The 16230-nt window shown below is 62.1% G+C and carries 13 protein-coding genes and 3 pseudogenes; 11 read left to right on the plus strand and 5 right to left on the minus strand.

What is annotated here, in order from left to right; genetic code table 11:
- Positions 1 to 27: 27 nt before the first annotated feature.
- On the minus strand, positions 28 to 1431 hold the full coding sequence (locus N4Q37_RS09120) for a NorM family multidrug efflux MATE transporter (protein ID WP_260957664.1): 1404 nt from the start codon (positions 1429 to 1431) through the stop codon (positions 28 to 30).
- A gap of 158 nt (positions 1432 to 1589) precedes the next feature.
- Here N4Q37_RS09120 and N4Q37_RS09125 point away from each other — a divergent pair, with 158 nt between their 5' ends.
- The 4 genes and pseudogenes from N4Q37_RS09125 to N4Q37_RS09135 all read left to right on the plus strand — a co-directional run bounded on the left by N4Q37_RS09125 (position 1590) and on the right by N4Q37_RS09135 (position 6196).
- Entirely contained in the window at positions 1590 to 2510 is a 921-nt protein-coding gene (locus tag N4Q37_RS09125; RefSeq protein WP_260957167.1) for a LysR substrate-binding domain-containing protein, read from the plus strand.
- A gap of 342 nt (positions 2511 to 2852) precedes the next feature.
- Positions 2853 to 3767: pseudogene (locus N4Q37_RS28070) on the plus strand (Cache 3/Cache 2 fusion domain-containing protein); the annotation flags it as partial.
- 315 nt (positions 3768 to 4082) lie between these two features.
- Positions 4083 to 4670, plus strand: a pseudogene (locus N4Q37_RS28075) (methyl-accepting chemotaxis protein); the annotation flags it as partial.
- A gap of 311 nt (positions 4671 to 4981) precedes the next feature.
- Entirely contained in the window at positions 4982 to 6196 is a 1215-nt protein-coding gene (locus tag N4Q37_RS09135) for an aldose 1-epimerase family protein (RefSeq protein ID WP_260957171.1), read from the plus strand.
- Here N4Q37_RS09135 and N4Q37_RS09140 read toward each other — a convergent pair.
- Positions 6193 to 7686 (minus strand): YifB family Mg chelatase-like AAA ATPase, encoded by a 1494-nt coding sequence (locus N4Q37_RS09140; protein ID WP_260957173.1) that lies wholly within the window; start codon positions 7684 to 7686, stop codon positions 6193 to 6195. The two genes, N4Q37_RS09135 and N4Q37_RS09140, sit on opposite strands and share 4 nt — an antisense overlap.
- Positions 7687 to 7922: 236 nt before the next feature.
- Here N4Q37_RS09140 and N4Q37_RS09145 point away from each other — a divergent pair, with 236 nt between their 5' ends.
- From N4Q37_RS09145 to N4Q37_RS28085, 3 genes and pseudogenes are all read left to right on the plus strand, one after another.
- Positions 7923 to 9200, plus strand: coding sequence for a sensor histidine kinase (locus N4Q37_RS09145; RefSeq protein ID WP_260957176.1), 1278 nt, complete (start codon positions 7923 to 7925; stop codon positions 9198 to 9200).
- 142 nt (positions 9201 to 9342) lie between these two features.
- Positions 9343 to 10125: pseudogene (locus N4Q37_RS28080) on the plus strand (MCP four helix bundle domain-containing protein); the annotation flags it as partial.
- Positions 10120 to 10983 (plus strand): methyl-accepting chemotaxis protein, encoded by an 864-nt coding sequence (locus N4Q37_RS28085; RefSeq protein WP_449301160.1) that lies wholly within the window; start codon positions 10120 to 10122, stop codon positions 10981 to 10983. The pseudogene N4Q37_RS28080 and the gene N4Q37_RS28085, both read left to right, overlap by 6 nt.
- Positions 10984 to 11044: 61 nt before the next feature.
- On the opposite strand, the gene N4Q37_RS09155 is transcribed toward N4Q37_RS28085, so the two are convergent.
- On the minus strand, positions 11045 to 11305 hold the full coding sequence (locus tag N4Q37_RS09155; protein ID WP_260957180.1) for an accessory factor UbiK family protein: 261 nt from the start codon (positions 11303 to 11305) through the stop codon (positions 11045 to 11047).
- Positions 11306 to 11721: 416 nt separating this feature from the next.
- Here N4Q37_RS09155 and glnK point away from each other — a divergent pair, with 416 nt between their 5' ends.
- The 4 genes from glnK to sutA all read left to right on the plus strand — a co-directional run bounded on the left by glnK (position 11722) and on the right by sutA (position 14493).
- Positions 11722 to 12060: a P-II family nitrogen regulator gene (glnK, locus tag N4Q37_RS09160; RefSeq protein WP_260957182.1), complete on the plus strand. Its 339-nt coding sequence runs from the start codon at positions 11722 to 11724 to the stop codon at positions 12058 to 12060.
- A 34-nt stretch (positions 12061 to 12094) separates the two neighbouring features.
- Positions 12095 to 13429 (plus strand): ammonium transporter, encoded by a 1335-nt coding sequence (locus N4Q37_RS09165; RefSeq protein WP_260957184.1) that lies wholly within the window; start codon positions 12095 to 12097, stop codon positions 13427 to 13429.
- A 211-nt stretch (positions 13430 to 13640) separates the two neighbouring features.
- Positions 13641 to 14066, plus strand: a complete 426-nt coding sequence (locus N4Q37_RS09170) for a secondary thiamine-phosphate synthase enzyme YjbQ (protein ID WP_260957665.1) — start codon at positions 13641 to 13643, stop codon at positions 14064 to 14066.
- 103 nt (positions 14067 to 14169) lie between these two features.
- Entirely contained in the window at positions 14170 to 14493 is a 324-nt protein-coding gene (sutA, locus tag N4Q37_RS09175) for a transcriptional regulator SutA (RefSeq protein ID WP_092395066.1), read from the plus strand.
- 135 nt (positions 14494 to 14628) lie between these two features.
- On the opposite strand, the gene N4Q37_RS09180 is transcribed toward sutA, so the two are convergent.
- Together N4Q37_RS09180 and xerC are read right to left on the minus strand one after the other, a co-directional pair.
- Positions 14629 to 15333 carry an HAD family hydrolase gene (locus N4Q37_RS09180; protein WP_260957187.1) on the minus strand — a complete coding sequence of 235 codons (705 nt, stop codon included), beginning with the start codon at positions 15331 to 15333 and terminating at the stop codon, positions 14629 to 14631.
- Positions 15330 to 16229 (minus strand): tyrosine recombinase XerC, encoded by a 900-nt coding sequence (xerC, locus tag N4Q37_RS09185; protein ID WP_260957189.1) that lies wholly within the window; start codon positions 16227 to 16229, stop codon positions 15330 to 15332. Before xerC ends, N4Q37_RS09180 begins: the two co-directional genes overlap by 4 nt.
- Between the last annotated feature and the right edge of the window lies 1 nt (position 16230).

Raw genomic sequence — 16230 nt, forward strand, 5'->3', positions numbered from 1 at the left:
CCACAGATTCTTTGCTCCCATAGGGGATCACTTGGCTTCGGCAGCGTTGATAGCCTCGAAACGCTGTTCCCCCGGTTCGCTGCGAATCATCCGCTTCATCTTCCATTCAAACGCCAGCGTCAGGCCCACTGCCGCGCAGGCCAGCCCCAGGGCCAGGCCCCACCAGACGCCAGTCGGCCCCCAGTCGAGGTGGAAGGCCATCCACCACGCGGAGGGCGCGCCAATCAGCCAGTAGCAACCCAGGCCCACCAGGAAGGTGGTCTTGGCATCGTTGAGCCCGCGAATGCAGCCCATGGCGATGGTTTGCGTGCCATCGAACAGTTCGAACCACGCCGCCACGGCCAACAGGCTCACGGCCAGGTTGATCACTTCGCTGAATGCTGGATCGTTGTGATCCAGGAACAGGCCGACCAATGTGTGCGGCAGCAGCCAGAAGATCATGGCAAACGTCAGCATCGCGGCGGCGCCAAAACCGATGCCGACCCGTCCGGCCAGCCGCGCCCTTTGCAGTTGGCCGGCGCCGTAGTGCTGGCCGATGTGCATGGTGATGGCATAGGACATCCCCGCCGGCACCATGAATGCCACCGAAACGATCTGCAGGGCAACCTGGTGGGCCGCCAACGGTGTGCTGCCCATGGTGCCTATGCATAGCGCGGCGAACGCGAACAAACCGACTTCCACGGCATAGGTGCCACCAATCGGCAGGCCCAGGCGCCACAGTTCCTGGAGGTAGTGGCGATTGGGCCGCAACAGGCCGGCCAGCAGCGGATAAGCCTGGTAGGTCGGGTGCCGATGAATATGCCAGGCCAGCGCCAGGGCCATGCCGTTGGCGACGATGGCCGTGACCAGGCCGATCCCCATCAAGCCCAGTTTCGGCAGGCCGAACAGACCGGTGATGAGCGCGTAGTTGAGCAGGAAATTGGCCACCGTGCCGCCGAGGCTGATCACCATCACCGGTGTGGCCCGGCCGATGGCGCTGGTGAAACCGCGCAGTGCCATGAAGCTCAAGTAGCCGGGCAGGGCGAACGGCAGCGCCAGCAGGAACTGCCCGGCGGACACCACGTTGGCTTCGGTCTGGCCGAACATCAGCAACACCGGTTTGAGGTTCCACAGCAGCAACCCGGCTATCAGCGCCATCAACCAGGCCAGCCACAACCCGGCCTGGGTCAACCGGGTGGCGCCCACCGTATCACCCGCGCCATGACGGATCGCCACCAGGGTGCCCACCGCCGCGATGACGCCGATGCACAAGATCGAGACGAACGAGTAGCTGGCCGCCCCCAGCCCGCCGCCGGCCAGGGCTTCGGGACTCAGGCGGGCCATCATCACGGTGTCGGTCAACACCATCAGCATGTGTGCCAACTGCGAGGCGATCAACGGCCCCGCCAGCCGCAGGATGGCCCAGAGTTCAATACGCACCGGATGCTGCATGATCATCACGCTCCAGATTCAAACAAGGCAGTAAAGCGACGATTCTCGGCGGCCCTGGCGGTTTGCACAAAAGGATAAAAAAGATCGCTGGCATGATTAAAACTCATGTAGAGGGAGTTTCTGGTAGGGTTCGCCAATAAGCTATAGGAGCTTTCCCCATGTCGCGTCGTCTCCCACCTCTTTATGCGCTGCGGGCATTCGAAGCGGCAGCGCGCTATAGCTCGTTTACCCGGGCGGCTGAAGAACTGTCGATTACCCAGAGCGCGGTCAGCCGGCATATTCGTACGTTGGAAGAACACTTTGCCTGTCGGTTGTTTCAGCGCAGCGGGCGCAACTTGCAGCTGACCGAGGCGGCGCGGTTGCTGCTGCCAGGCGTACGCGAAGGTTTCATGGCCCTGGAGCGGGCCTGCCATACCTTGCATGGCGAGGATGGCATCCTGCGCATGAAGGCCCCCTCGACCCTGACCATGCGCTGGTTACTGGCGCGGCTCAGCCGCTTCCGGCATCTACAGCCGGGCAATGAAGTGCAACTGACCAGCGCCTGGATGGACGTCGACTCGGTGGACTTCAATACCGAGCCTTTCGATTGTGCAGTACTGCTGAGTAATGGGCATTTCCCTGGGGATTGGGAGGCCAGCTTGTTGTTTTCCGAGGAACTGATCCCGGTCGGTGCGCCGAACCTGTTGAACGATCCGCCCTGGGACGTTGAACGGTTGGCCGGCACCGAGTTGCTGCACCCCACGCCGGACCGCCGGGACTGGCGCAAGTGGTTGGAGCGCATGGGGCTGGCCGACCAGGTCTCGCTCAAGGGCGGGCAGGTGTTCGATACGCTGGAACTGGGCATGATCGCGGCAGCGCGGGGTTATGGTGTATCCATGGGCGACCTGCTGATGGTCGCTGAAGACGTGGCCCAGGACCGCCTGAGCCTGCCATGGCCAACGGCTGTCGCCAGCGGCGAGCACTATTATCTGGTGTGGCCGAAAACCCGGCCGGGAGGTGAACGTTTGCGGCGTTTGAGCGACTTCCTCCAAAGCGAAGTCAGGGCCATGCAATTACCTGTCGTGGAGCGTCTTGGCTGAATCGATGAAGCTTGCGTGCTAGCCACTTGACATTATTCCTTCCGAGACGCTCAAGTATTCGCCTTTGCCGCCGAATCGGTGAAATGGAACCCTCGTTCAGAAAGGGCCTACCCCACCTAATCGAATACAATGCCGAGCGTGCGACGTGATCAGGATGATCCGGTGTCTCGGCCAGGAGCCGTCATGTCTCAACCCCGTGCCCGGATTGCCTCACAGCTAGGCCTTGCCCTCGCCGTGATTCTGGCGGTCGTCATCACCGGCAGTACCGTCTTCGCCTTGCGCTCGCTGGACGCTGCCAACCTCGCCACCCGTGAAGAACACCTGGCCAGCGAAGCACGGCTGATGGCCGACCAGCTCAATACCTTCCACGGTACCCTGCGTGAAAGCACCCAGCGATTGAGCGGCCTGTTCGAAAAACGCTTCAGCGCGGGCTTGCAAGTGCACGCCGATCAGCCGGTTGCGGTGGCAGGCATGCAGGCCCCGAGTCTGACCCTGGGCAGCGAAGTGTTGAACAACAATTTCGACGAAGTCGATGAGTTCAGGCAAATGACGGCGGGTGTGGCGACGGTGTTCGTGCGCAGTGGCGATGACTTCATCCGCGTCAGCACGTCCCTGACCAAGCAGGACGGTACGCGAGCCATCGGTACTTTGCTCGATCGGGCAGGGCCTGCGTATGCCCCGGTGATGTCCGGCCAGAGCTACATCGGTCGCGCATTGCTTTTCGGGCGTTACTACATGTCGCAATACACCCCTGTGCGCGACAGCGGCGGTAAGGTCATTGCCGTGTTGTACGTAGGATTCGATTACACCGATGCGCAGAATGCGCAGTTCGAGAACCTCAAGCGCTTCCGCATCGGCCAGACCGGTTCGCTGGCGTTGTTGGATGAGCAGAACAAATGGCTGGTGCCGCCGGCGGGTGTCCAAGCCCTGGATCAGGCGAGCAAAACCATCGTCGACCTGGCCAGGAAGCCGGGCAAGGGTGCGTTCTGGAGCGACACTGCCGAAGACTTCTACAGTGTTGCCGTGCCGTTCGAAGGCGGGCCGTGGGCGGTGGTGGCGAGCATGCCGAGGGCCGAGATCAGTGCTGTGACCTGGAGTGTCGGTACTCAACTGGCCATCGGCAGCTTGCTGGCGATGTTGCTGGCGGTAGGTGCGGCCATGTGGCTGCTGCGCAGCAAGCTGGCACCTTTGGGCGACCTGGTGCGCCAGGCCGAAGCATTGGGTGCCGGCGACTTGAGCGTGCGCCTGAATGTATCGAGCCATGACGAGATCGGCCAACTGGCCCGTGCCTTCAACCAGATGAGCCAGGCGCTGTCGACCATGGTCGAGCACATCCGCAAGGCCTCCCAGGAGGTCAGCAGTCGCGCCCAGGCTTTGTCCGGGCTGTCCAGCGGTGCCTATGAAGGCATGGAGCAGCAGTCCGGCGAAATCACCAGCATGGCCGGTGCGGTGGAAGAGTTCAGCGCCACCTCGTTGAACATCGCCGACAACATGGGCAACACCCAGCGCCTGGCCCAGGAAAACGCCCAGCAAACCCAGATCGGTCGTACCTCGATGGGTGAAGCTTCGGCATCCCTGGAGCAGATTGCCGGCTCGCTGGACAGCACCGCCAAGGTCATCAACACCTTGGGTCAACGCTCACAGGAAATCGGAGGCATCGTCGGTGTCATCACCTCCATCGCCGAGCAGACCAACCTGCTGGCCTTGAACGCGGCCATCGAAGCCGCCCGCGCGGGCGAGCAGGGTCGCGGGTTTGCCGTGGTCGCCGATGAAGTCCGTAGCCTGGCCTCGCGTACGCGTCAGGCCACCGATGAAATTTCCGGCATGATCAACAGCATCCAGCAGGAAACCGGCAATGCCATCAGCACCATGGAACAGGGCAACCTGTTGATGCAGGAAGGCCTGTCGCGCAACGCCAACGTGGCCTCGGCCCTGGCGCGTATCGACGAGCAAAGCCGCTCGGCCGGGCAGCAATTCGCGGCGATCACCACCGCCACCCAGGAGCAAAGCAGCACCGCGACGTTGCTCAGCAGCAACCTGCAAAGCATTGCCATGGCCAACAGCGAGCAGCGCGAAGTGGTCTCGAACCTGGCGATCACTGCCAAGGAACTGGAAAAACTCGCCCAGGACCTGCGCCAAGAGGTCGATCGGTTCCGCTGAGATGCTCCAGTCTTTGCGAGCTTGCTCACCCACAATGGCTTCAACGTGGGAGCGAGCTTGCTCCCGCTGGCCTGCGTAGCAGGCCCCTGCATGGCTTCAGGTAAACCGCATTATCTGGTTTCGCGACTGCTGCGCCTGAGGCGTCGGACCAGCCGAGCGGGAGCAAGCTCCCTCGTCACGGTACTGCGCTCTCACAAAAAAAATCCTCGACCGTAGGCTCCTTCCTTTTTTAGGAATTTGCTGTTTTTAAGCTTGCTGAAACGTTTCTTCAAGTCTATAAAACCCGCACAACTCCAAGAAAGGTCGCCTCCATGACTCCCCTCAAACTCCTCGTTACCCTTGGCGCCCTGGGCGCTGCTTCCCATGCCATGGCCTGGGATTACGTTCTGCTCGACACCGATAAAGCCGCGCAGCCCTGGCAGATCACCAGTCAGCAACTCGGCGTGAAAACCGACAAGCCCTTTTCCGTGACGATGCGCACGCTGCATGGCGGGCGACAGGAGGGGGTCAGCATCGTCGACATCGACAACGGCACCCTGAAGCTTTCCGTCGTGCCGACCCGTGGGATGAACGTATTGCAGGCGTCGGTCGGGAATGTGCGCATGGGTTGGGATTCGCCGGTCAAGGAAGTGGTCAACCCGGCGTTCATCGAGCTCAACGGCCGGGGGGGCCTGGGCTGGCTTGAAGGGTTCAACGAACTGGTGACCCGCTGCGGCTACGAATGGGTTGGTCATCCCGGCATGGACAACGGCGAGCTGCTGACCCTGCATGGTCGCGCGGCCAACATCCCGGCCAACAAGGTCACCCTGCACATCGATGAAAAGCCGCCGTACGCCATTACCCTGCGGGGCGAACTGAAGGAACAGGCCTTCAAGAAGGTCGATTTCTCGGTACAGACCGAACTGGTCACCGAGCCTGGTAGCGTGACCTTCGCGCTCAACGACACCCTGACCAACAACGGCGACTATCCGAAGGAATACCAGGCGCTTTACCACAGCAACTTCAGCACCCCATTCCTGGAACAGGGCGCCCGCTTCGCCGCACCGGTCAAACAGGTTTCGCCGTTCAACGACAAGGCCAAGGGTGATCTGCACGATTGGCAGACCTACCGGGCGCCCACCAAGGATTACGACGAAACCGTCTATAACGTCGTGCCTTATGCCGACGCCAAGGGCGACACGCTGACGGTGTTGCACAACAAGGCCGGCAGCCTCGGGGTGTCGGTGGGCTTCAACACCCGCACGCTGCCCGTATTCTCCTTGTGGAAAAACACCGACACCCAGGGCCAGGGCTACGTGACCGGGCTGGAACCGGGTACCAGTTTTTCCTACAACCGTCGCTATCAACGGCCGCTGGGCCTGGTGCCGACCATCGCGCCGAAAGAGCACAAGCAATTCCAGATCCACTACAGCCTGTTGGCGGACAAGGGGGCTGTGGATAACGCACTCAAGCGCATCGACGCCATCCAGAGCGGGCAAAAAACCGAGGTGCGCGAGACACCCCTGGTGGACCTGACCAAGCCTTAGGTTGTAGCAGGCCGATACTGCAAGGCCTCGGCCAGGTGTTCACGCCTGATCGGCCCGGCTTGCTCAAGGTCCGCCAGCGTCCTGGCGACCTTGAGCAAGCGGTGGGCGGCGCGCAGCGACAGGGTCAAGCGCTCGCAGGCGGTTTCCAGCCAGGCTTCGTCGGTTGTGGATAACTTGCAATGCTGGCGCAACCCCGGCAGATCGAGGAAGGCGTTGGCACAGCGCTGGCGTCTGTGCTGGCGGTCCCGGGCCTCGGCCACCTGCCCGGCGACCGTGGCGGTATCGTCCCCGGAGACGCCCTTGGGGGTCAGCGCCGTGGCCTCCCGGGCGACGGTCAGGTGCAGGTCGATGCGGTCCAGCAGCGGGCCGGAGAGTTTGTTGCGGTAGCGCTGCACCATGTCCGGTGTGCAGGAGCAGCGACCGCTGGGGTCGCCCAGATAACCACAGGGGCACGGGTTCATCGCCGCGACCAACTGGAAACGTGCCGGAAAACGCACCCGGTCACGGGCGCGGGAAACCACGATGTGCCCAGATTCCAGCGGTTCCCTCAGGACTTCCAGTACCTTGCGGTCGAACTCCGGCAGTTCATCCAGAAACAGCACCCCATGGTGGGCGAGGGTGATCTCTCCCGGTTGCGGTTTTGACCCGCCGCCCACCAGCGCCGGGCCGGAGGCCGAGTGGTGGGGCTGGCGAAACGGCCGTTGCGGCCAGTGGCTCAACGGCACGCAACTGGCGACGGATTGAATCGCCGCGACTTCCAGGGCCTCGCTTTCCGCCAAGGGCGGCAGCAGCCCCGGCAGGCGGCTCGCCAACAAGGTCTTGCCGGTGCCCGGTGGTCCGCTGAACAGCAGGTTATGCGCTCCCGCCGCGGCAATGAGCAGCGCGCGCTTGGCCGCCGATTGGCCCTGCACTTCGTTGAGGTCCGGATAGGGCTTGGCCGCATGCATCAAACCGTCGGAAATGTAGGGTTCAACCGGCGTATGGCCGTTGAAATGCGCCACCGCTTGCAGCAGATGATCCACCGCGATCACCTTCAATCCCGAAGCCAGGCACGCCTCCTCGGCATTGGCCCGGGGGACCACCAGCGTGCGCCCGGCCTTTCGTGCCGCCAACGCTGCCGGTAATACCCCACGTACCGGTCGCACCTCGCCGGACAGGGCCAGCTCGCCCAGGCATTCCACGTCATCCAGGGTCAAGGTCGGCACCTGCACACTGGCCGAGAGAATCCCCAAGGCAATCGCCAGGTCGAAGCGCCCGCCATCCTTGGGCAAATCCGCCGGGGCCAGGTTCAAGGTGATCCGCCGCGCCGGAAACTGCAGCCCCGAATTGATGATCGCACTGCGCACCCGGTCCTTGCTTTCCTTCACCGCCGCCTCCGGCAGGCCCACCATCGTCAGCGACGGCAAGCCATTGGCCAGGTGGACTTCAACGGTAACGGCTGGCGCCTCGACCCCGACCTGGGCGCGGCTGTGGACGATGGAGAGGGACATGGATCGTTCCTTGAGTGGATAGGGTGCCGCGTCCTGCGGCTCTTGAAGGGTAGTCGCGGCACGGTGTCCAAGCGGCCTCGTCGAGGGGGCAAATCTTCGCAGGATGTTGCGCCAGTGACTGGTGTCCACCCGTGATCGGTTCTTCCGACCGCCTGGATTTGTCCCGTCCAGCCCTCTGCTAAGCTGAGATTTGTCCAGTCGACTTGGCGGTGTAGCGGCACAGCGAGGAAGTGGCCATGAACGATCTGCTGGCTCTGTTAACCGATAACCGCTTCATGCCCCACGGGCACTGCTATTTGTGGCGGCCGGATCTGCTGTGGACCAACGTGATCGCGGATAGCTTGATCACCCTGAGCTACGTCTCCATTCCTTTCACGCTCCTGTACTTCATCCACAAGCGCAAGGACGTGCCGTTCGACTGGATGCTGGCGGCCTTCGGCGTGTTCATCCTGGCCTGCGGCACCAGCCATGTAATGGAAATCCTGACGATCTGGCAGCCCTATTATTGGCTGTCGGCGCTGGTCAAGGTGATCACGGCGGTGGCTTCGGTCATTACCGCCATTCTCCTGATCCGGCTGGTGCCCGCCGCCCTGAAAATTCCCAGTCCGCAACAAATGGCCCAGGTCAACGATGAGTTGCGCGAAGCGCAGGCCGAACTGGTCACCACCGCGCGCCGGGCCGGCATGGCGGAAATCGCCACCAACGTGCTGCACAACGTGGGCAATGTGCTCAATAGCGTCAACGTATCGGCCCAGGTCTTGTACGAGAAGGTGCATACCTCCAAGGGGCAGGGAGTCGCCAAGGTCGTGCAATTGATGAAGGACCATGCCGATGATCTCGGCAATTTCATCAGCCGCGACCCGAAGGGTCGTGCGCTACCGGACTATCTCGGCAAGCTGGCCGAGGCGCTGGCTACCGAGCAGCAGGGCATGATCAATGAGCTCGCGCAGTTGACCCGCTGCATCGGCCACATCAAGGAGATTGTCGCCACCCAGCAGTCCTATGCCGGTAATTCCAGCGTGCTGGAGCCGGGTTCGCTACGCGAACTCATCGAGGATGTGGTGCGGATCTGCGAGGTGTCCCTGGTCCGCCATCACGTGACGCTGGTCAAGGAGTTCCGCGACATCCCGGTGATGGCATTGGACAAGCACAAGGTGTTGCAGATACTGATCAATCTGATCAACAACGCCAGACAGGCGCTCGACTCGGTCAAGGATCGACCGTCGCGGATCATCCTGCGCCTCAAGGCTGTCGACAACCAGCGCGTGCGGGTCGAGGTCGAGGATAACGGCGAAGGGATTGCCAGCGACAACCTGGCGCGGGTGTTCGAGCATGGTTTTACCACGCGGGTCGATGGCCATGGCTTTGGCTTGCATAGCTGCATCCTGGCGGCGCATGAAATGGGCGGCGAACTGACGGTGCAGAGTGCGGGCCCGGGACAGGGGGCGTTGTTTGTGCTGGAGCTGCCGATGGCGCTCGATCAGGATCCATGCCTACGGGCCATGGGGGATTGACACTGCAGGGCCGGATGTCGACGCATTTTCGTTGAATAATCCAAGAGGTCATGCGATTGCCTGCATGGTGGCCAATCTTTCGGGTGATTAGCATTCCCTCGATAGACATGGCAAAGGGCCATTGTTTCGCGAAGGTCCGCTGATGAACTGGCTCAACGACGCAAGATTTTCGACCAAACTGATCACCTCGTTTTTCCTCTGTGCCCTGATCACGCTCGCCGTGGGCATGCTCGGTATCAGCGGTGTTTCCGCGCTCTCGGCGCGCTTGCAGGTGGTGTTCAACAATAATCTGGTTTCGGTTGCCAATACGGCGCAGACCAAGACCAAGGCGGTTGGCCAGACGCGTGACATGTACCGGCTGTATGTCGCCACTGCCGGTAATGCCCCACAGAGCGTGAAGGATGAATTCCTCGCCTCGATGAAAGCCAACCAGTTGGCCAGCGAACAGGCTTTCGCCGAGTACCGCAAGGGCCCGTTGGCCGAGGATGAGCGCATTGCCGGTGACCAGATGGCGCGTGACTGGCCGGTCTACCAGGCCATGGTGCAGCAATACCTGGCGCTGATGGCGGCCGGGGACCTGGAAAACGGGCGCATCTTGTTGCTGGGTGATTTGCAGAAGACCTATCGCAAGGTCATGGACCAGTTGACCCTCATGATCGACTCCAATGACCGTCAGATCAGCGAAGATGCCCAGGCCGCCGTACGCCAGGAAGCGTCGGCCAGGACGGTGTTGTACAGCGGTATCGTCATCGCGTTTATCGCGGCCCTGTCGCTTGGCCTGTTCATCAGCCGCTTGATCAGTCGGCCGATTGCCGTGGCGGTCGACTGTGCGCAGCGCATCGCCCAAGGCGACCTGACCCAGCACATCACCAGTAGCCGTCGCGACGAAGCGGGTCAATTGATCAAGGCTTTGGGCGACATGCAGGGAAGTTTGAAAAACACGATCCAGCAGATTGCCAGTGCTTCGGATCAACTGGCTTCCGCCGCCGAGGAACTGACGGCGGTGACCGACAATGGCAGCCGAGCCTTGACGCGGCAGAATGACGAGATCCAGCAGGCGGCCACGGCGGTGACCGAGATGACGTCGGCGGTCGAAGAAGTGGCGCGCAATGCGGTTTCCACCTCGCAGGCCTCGCAATCGACCAGTTCCCGGGCCAGCGATGGGCGCGATCAAGCGCGTGGCGCGGTGCAGGCGATCGACAATGCCACCCAGGAAATCACTTCCTCCACCGGCCTGGTTCGGGACCTGGCCGTGCAGGTCCGCGATATCGGCAAGGTCCTGGATGTGATCCGCGGGATTGCCGAACAAACCAACCTCTTGGCGCTCAACGCAGCCATCGAGGCCGCCCGTGCGGGGGAGCAGGGCCGCGGCTTTGCGGTGGTCGCCGATGAAGTTCGCGCCCTGGCGGCACGCACCCAGGCATCCACGGGGGAAATCGAAGGCATGATCCATGCGGTGCAGAGCCGCGCTGACAGTGCGGTCGATGCCATGGGCAAGAGCCAGGCGCTGGTGACCGAGACCCAAAGCCTGGCCCGCGCCACCGGCGAGGCCTTGGAGCAGATCGCCGAGGGCATCGCGCAGATCAATGACCGTAACCTGGTGATTGCAACGGCGTCCGAGGAACAGGCCCACGTAGCCCGCGAGGTCGACCGTAACCTGGTCAATATTCAGGATCTCTCGACCCAAACCGCGGCTGGGGCGCACCAGACCAATGCTTCGAGCCAGGAGCTGTCAAACCTGGCCCTGTCATTCAATGCACTGGTTGGCCGTTTCCGTCTCTGAGTCCATCGGTTGAATGCGCCGGGGCATCTGCCCGGCGCACCGCCCCGCAGCGAATAGTGGTCTATTGCGCTTCTGGCGCCAGTCGCGCCTCCAACTCCGCCACCTTCGCCTCCAGGCTCTCCAACCGTGCCCGGGTCCGGGCCAGTACGACCATCTGGCTGTCGAATTCTTCCCGGCTCACCAGGTCCAGCTTGCTGAAACCGCTTTGCAACAAGGCCTTGAACTGGCTTTCGATTTCGCTTTTAGGCAGCGGGGTGTCGCCGCTCAAGAGGCGGGAGGCGTGGCCGCTGAGGGCGTCGAGGAGGTCTTTGGGCGCGAGCATGGCAACAATCCTGAAAAACGATGGCGGCAGTGTATCACGCAGTGTCTATAGTCAAATTTGCCGGTGGCGATGCACGCTTTTTGCGCACCGGGTCGGACGCTGTCGCACTGTTGTTGTGCGTATCACTGCGGTTCGCGGTGCATCGCAGGCGATGCGAAGCGGGTAAGCGACTGAAAACAAGGGGGTTTGGCACAGATGGCAAGGTTTCTGCTTAGAGGCTGATGACCCATGCACTGATGCAGTCGCTGTGACGAATGCAGTGCAGCCAGGCGAAGCGGGGAGCTTCGCCAGGAGCGGTTAACTGGCGCTGGTCGGGCAACTTGGGCCGACGACGCGTTACAAAGCCAGGCACTGCGCTTAGACTTGAGTCGGGTTTGTTTTCCTGGGGCAAGTCCACCAATTCGGGAGAAAGTTTCATGAAGCTAGTCACTGCCATCATCAAGCCGTTCAAATTGGACGACGTGCGCGAGTCGCTGTCCGAAATCGGCGTGCAGGGCATTACCGTTACTGAGGTCAAAGGCTTCGGTCGGCAAAAAGGTCACACCGAGCTGTACCGTGGCGCGGAATACGTGGTCGATTTCCTGCCCAAGGTCAAGATCGATGTCGCCATTGACGACAAGGACCTCGACCAGGTGATCGAAGCGATCACCAAGGCCGCCAACACCGGCAAGATTGGTGACGGAAAGATCTTTGTGGTCAATCTGGAACAGGCTATCCGCATCCGTACCGGCGAAACCGATACCGACGCCATCTAAGCCGCCCAAACCCAACGCCCCAGGAGAAAACAAAATGACTCTGCGTAAATTCGCAGGGCTAGGAGCCCTGTTGTCCTTGATAATGCCTGGCCTGGCCATGGCGGAAGAAGCGGCAGCCCCCGTCCTGAATTCCGGCGACACTGCCTGGATGCTGACTTCCACCATTCTCGTACTGTTCATGACCATTCCCGGCCTGGCGCTGTTCTACGGCGGCATGGTTCGGTCGAAAAACCTTCTTTCCGTGATGATGCAGTGCTTTGCCATTACCGGCCTGATCAGCATTCTGTGGGTCATCTACGGCTACAGCATCGCGTTCGACACTACGGGCATGGAGCAGGGCGTCGTCAACTTCAACTCCTTCATCGGCGGCCTCGGCAAGGCGTTCCTGGCGGGTGTCACCCCGGCCAGCATCACCGGCCCTGCGGCGCTGTTCCCTGAGGCGGTGTTCGTCACCTTCCAGATGACGTTCGCCATCATCACTCCGGCCCTGATCGTCGGTGCCTTTGCCGAGCGGATGAAGTTCTCCGCCATGCTGGTGTTCATGGGCGTGTGGTTCACCCTGGTGTATGCGCCAATCGCGCACATGGTCTGGTCCGGTAACGGTGGCCTGCTGTGGGACTGGGGCGTGCTGGATTTCGCCGGCGGCACCGTGGTGCACATCAACGCCGGTATCGCTGGCCTGGTAGCGTGCCTGGTACTGGGCAAGCGCAAAGGCTTCCCGACCACGCCGATGGCGCCACATAACCTGGGTTACACCCTGATGGGCGCTGCGATGCTGTGGGTCGGTTGGTTCGGCTTCAACGCCGGTTCCGCTGTCGCCGCCAACGGCACCGCCGGCATGGCGATGCTGGTGACCCAGATCGCGACCGCTGCGGCGGCCCTGGGCTGGATGTTTGCCGAGTGGATCACCCACGGCAAGCCAAGCGCACTGGGCATTGCCTCGGGTGTGGTCGCTGGCCTGGTGGCGATCACCCCGGCTGCCGGCACCGTGGGCCCGATGGGCGCCCTGGTCATCGGTTTGGCGGCAGGCGTGGTGTGCTTCTTCTGCGCCACCACCCTCAAGCGCAAGCTCGGCTATGACGACTCCCTGGATGCCTTCGGCGTGCACGGTATTGGCGGTATCCTCGGCGCGATCCTGACTGGCGTGTTCGCGGCCCCGGCCCTGGGCGGCTTCGGCACCGTGACCGACATCGGCGCGCAAGTGTGGGTTCAATTCAAAGGTGTTGGCTTCACGGTGATCTACACCGCGATCGTCACCTTCATCATCCTCAAGGTGCTGGACGCGGTCATGGGTCTGCGTGTCTCCGAGGAAGAAGAGGCGGTCGGCCTGGACCTGGCCCAACACAACGAGCGCGGCTACAACTTGTAAGTACACGCGAAAAAAAGTGCCCGGCTTGCCGGGCATTTTTTTGCCTGGGATTTGTCATTGTTGGCAGGACGTGCCGGTTTTGCGGAGTCTTTTGTCGTCGATGCGACATGGGCTTTTCTACCGCTAAAGTCTTACATCGAAGGGGGAATATTAGGCTCTTTGTTTTTTTCCAGAGCGCGCTAGAATGCGCCCCGAACGTGCGGAGATCTGTATGTGGCAACAGACGTTGATAACCCTGCGGGCGCGGCCCAGGGGCTTTCATCTGGTGACGGACGAGCTGCTCGCCGGCCTGCCTGAACTCCGGGCATGTCGTGTCGGTCTGTTGCATCTGTGGCTGCAGCACACCTCGGCTTCGTTGACCATCAACGAGAACGCCGATCCGGCGGTACGTCGAGACTTCGAACGATTTTTCAATCGGCTGATCCCACAAGGAGCCGCCGACTATGAGCACAACGACGAAGGCCTGGACGACCTCCCGGCGCACTTCAAGGCCAGTGTGCTTGGTTGCCAGCTCAGTCTGCCGGTTACGGCGGGACGGCTGGCGTTGGGGACCTGGCAAGGTGTTTATCTGGGCGAGCACCGTGATCATGGCGGTGCTCGTAAAGTCCTCGCCACCCTGTACGGTGAAGGGGCATAACCGCTGACTGTCGGCGGGTATTTGAATTTTTTCTGGCAGCCTTCGAACAGATGGCGAAGCTGGGCTATAACTAATCTGCTTTTCGCAAGTCATGAGGTAGAACATGAGCGACGATGATCTGGAAAACGACGACCTCGAAGTAGGCGACGAAGACGAGGCCGAAGAGGGCCTGGAAGCGGCGGCTGAAGACGTTGCCGACGACGACGGTGCCGATGTCCCGGCCCCTACCGCCAAAGGCAAGGCCAAGGCGGCTGTGTCGGTCGACGAGTTGCCGAGCGTAGAGGCCAAGAACAAGGAGCGTGATGCGCTCGCCAAGGCCATGGAAGAGTTCCTGGCCCGGGGCGGTAAGGTGCAGGAAGTGGAGGCCAACGTGGTCGCTGATCCGCCCAAGAAGCCTGACAACAAGTACGGTAGTCGCCCGATCTGAGCCCTGCACTTGCTTGCTGAAAAAGCCCGCCGTCGCTGCGGGCTTTTTCATGGGGCCTGGAAATATGCCAGGGGCCCGCTTCGCCGGCCAGAGGGCACAAACCCCCTCGCCACGGTTCGGTTTGAAGCTCAGGTATCAGGGGCGGCTATGCCAGCCTGCCAACAAGCCCGGCAGTTCGGTCAGGCTGCGGATTTCCGCGTCTGGCACATGTTCGGCATCCCAGGCCTTGCCCGCCGGGTTGAACCAGATCGCGCGCAAACCGGCTTGTTGGGCGCCGGCGATGTCGTCGCCCGGGTGATCGCCGATGTGCACGGCGGTCTGCGCCGTGGCGCCGCCACGTTGCAGGGCTTCGTGGAACAGCCGGGCGTCCGGTTTGGCGATGCCGATGTCCTCGGCGCACAGGGCGAACTTGAAATAGTCCGCCAGCCCCAGGCGCCGTACATCGGCGTTGCCGTTGGTGACCACGCCCAAGGCGAAGTGATTGGCTAGGATTTCCAGGGTGGGCTGCACCTCGGGGAATATGTCCAGTTGATGGCGGGCGTGCAGGAAGGTCTCGAACGCCTGGTCTGCCATTTCCGAGGCTTGCCACTGGTCGTAGCCGGCTTCTTGCAGGGCGCGGAACAGCACCCGTCGGCGCAGCGCACTGATGCGATGCTTCAGGCCGGGCTCCTCGCGGAGCACTTGCTCGCGAATTGTAAACAGATGCTCCACCGGCAGACCGCCCAGGTTCGGTGCATTGTCGGTCAGCCATTGACGGAGTACGGCTTCGGCGCTGGCGATCACCGGGGCGGTGTCCCACAACGTGTCGTCCAGGTCGAAAGTGATGAGTTCGATGGTCATGATTCGTCGCCCTTGGTGCGTTTGGCCCTGGGATGGGCACTGTCATAGACCGTCGCCAGGTGCTGGAAGTCCAGGTGGGTATAGATCTGTGTGGTCTTGATGTCCGAGTGGCCAAGCAGTTCCTGCACGGCGCGCAGGTCCTGGGAAGATTCCAGCAGATGGCTGGCGAAGGAATGCCTGAGCATGTGCGGATGCAGGTTTTGCCCCAGCTCGCGTTCGCCGGCTGCCTTGACCCGCAACTGGATCGCCCGCGGGCCCAGGCGCCGCCCTTGCTGACTGACGAACACCGCCTCGTCGGTGGGATTGCTCAGTGCTCGCAACGCCAGCCATTGTTCCAGGGCCTCGCGCGCCTTGCGGCCAATGGGCAGCACGCGTGTCTTGCTGCCCTTGCCGTGCACCTGGACCATGCCGTCGGCCAGGTCCAATTGGTCCAGGTTCAGCCCCGTCAGTTCCGAAAGACGCAGGCCGGAGGAATAGAACAGTTCGAGGATCGCCTGGTCCCGTCGCGCCAGGAAGTCGTCCTCCACCGCGCCTTCGAGCAGTTGCAGGGTGCGGTCGGTGTCGAGGGTCTTGGGCAGGCGACGTTCACCCTTGGGCGGCGCCAGGCCGGTGGCCGGGTCGTGATCGCACAGGCCTTCGCGGTTGAGGTAGTGATACAAACCACGCACCGCCGACAACAGTCGCGCCAGGCTGCGGGAGGACTGCCCCTGTTGGTGCAGGCGGGCGACCAGGCTGCGCAAGCGCTGGATGTCCAGGGCGGCCCAACTGCCGATATTTTGTTTCTGGCACCACGCCAGGACCTTTTCCAGATCCCGGCGATAGGCCGACAACGTGTGGGGTGACACCTGGCGCTCACTGCGCAGATGTTCGCAGTAGGCCTCCAACTGCCGTTCCATC

It is taken from the genome of Pseudomonas citri (genome assembly GCF_025336485.1).
GTDB classification, from domain to species: Bacteria; Pseudomonadota; Gammaproteobacteria; order Pseudomonadales; family Pseudomonadaceae; genus Aquipseudomonas; species Aquipseudomonas citri.

Excerpts from the sequence above, each read along its gene's own strand:
- N4Q37_RS09145 (WP_260957176.1), top strand. The coding sequence starts at position 7,923 with ATGAACGATCTGCTGGCTCTGTTAACCGATAACCGCTTCATGCCCCAC.
- N4Q37_RS09125 (WP_260957167.1), top strand. The coding sequence starts at position 1,590 with ATGTCGCGTCGTCTCCCACCTCTTTATGCGCTGCGGGCATTCGAAGCG.
- N4Q37_RS09155 (WP_260957180.1), bottom strand. The coding sequence starts at position 11,305 with ATGCTCGCGCCCAAAGACCTCCTCGACGCCCTCAGCGGCCACGCCTCC.
- N4Q37_RS09180 (WP_260957187.1), bottom strand. The coding sequence starts at position 15,333 with ATGACCATCGAACTCATCACTTTCGACCTGGACGACACGTTGTGGGAC.
- xerC (WP_260957189.1), bottom strand. The coding sequence starts at position 16,229 with ATGGAACGGCAGTTGGAGGCCTACTGCGAACATCTGCGCAGTGAGCGC.
- N4Q37_RS09135 (WP_260957171.1), top strand. The coding sequence starts at position 4,982 with ATGACTCCCCTCAAACTCCTCGTTACCCTTGGCGCCCTGGGCGCTGCT.
- N4Q37_RS09165 (WP_260957184.1), top strand. The coding sequence starts at position 12,095 with ATGACTCTGCGTAAATTCGCAGGGCTAGGAGCCCTGTTGTCCTTGATA.
- sutA (WP_092395066.1), top strand. The coding sequence starts at position 14,170 with ATGAGCGACGATGATCTGGAAAACGACGACCTCGAAGTAGGCGACGAA.
- glnK (WP_260957182.1), top strand. The coding sequence starts at position 11,722 with ATGAAGCTAGTCACTGCCATCATCAAGCCGTTCAAATTGGACGACGTG.
- N4Q37_RS09170 (WP_260957665.1), top strand. The coding sequence starts at position 13,641 with ATGTGGCAACAGACGTTGATAACCCTGCGGGCGCGGCCCAGGGGCTTT.
- N4Q37_RS09120 (WP_260957664.1), bottom strand. The coding sequence starts at position 1,431 with ATGCAGCATCCGGTGCGTATTGAACTCTGGGCCATCCTGCGGCTGGCG.
- N4Q37_RS09140 (WP_260957173.1), bottom strand. The coding sequence starts at position 7,686 with ATGTCCCTCTCCATCGTCCACAGCCGCGCCCAGGTCGGGGTCGAGGCG.
- N4Q37_RS28085 (WP_449301160.1), top strand. The coding sequence starts at position 10,120 with ATGCAGGGAAGTTTGAAAAACACGATCCAGCAGATTGCCAGTGCTTCG.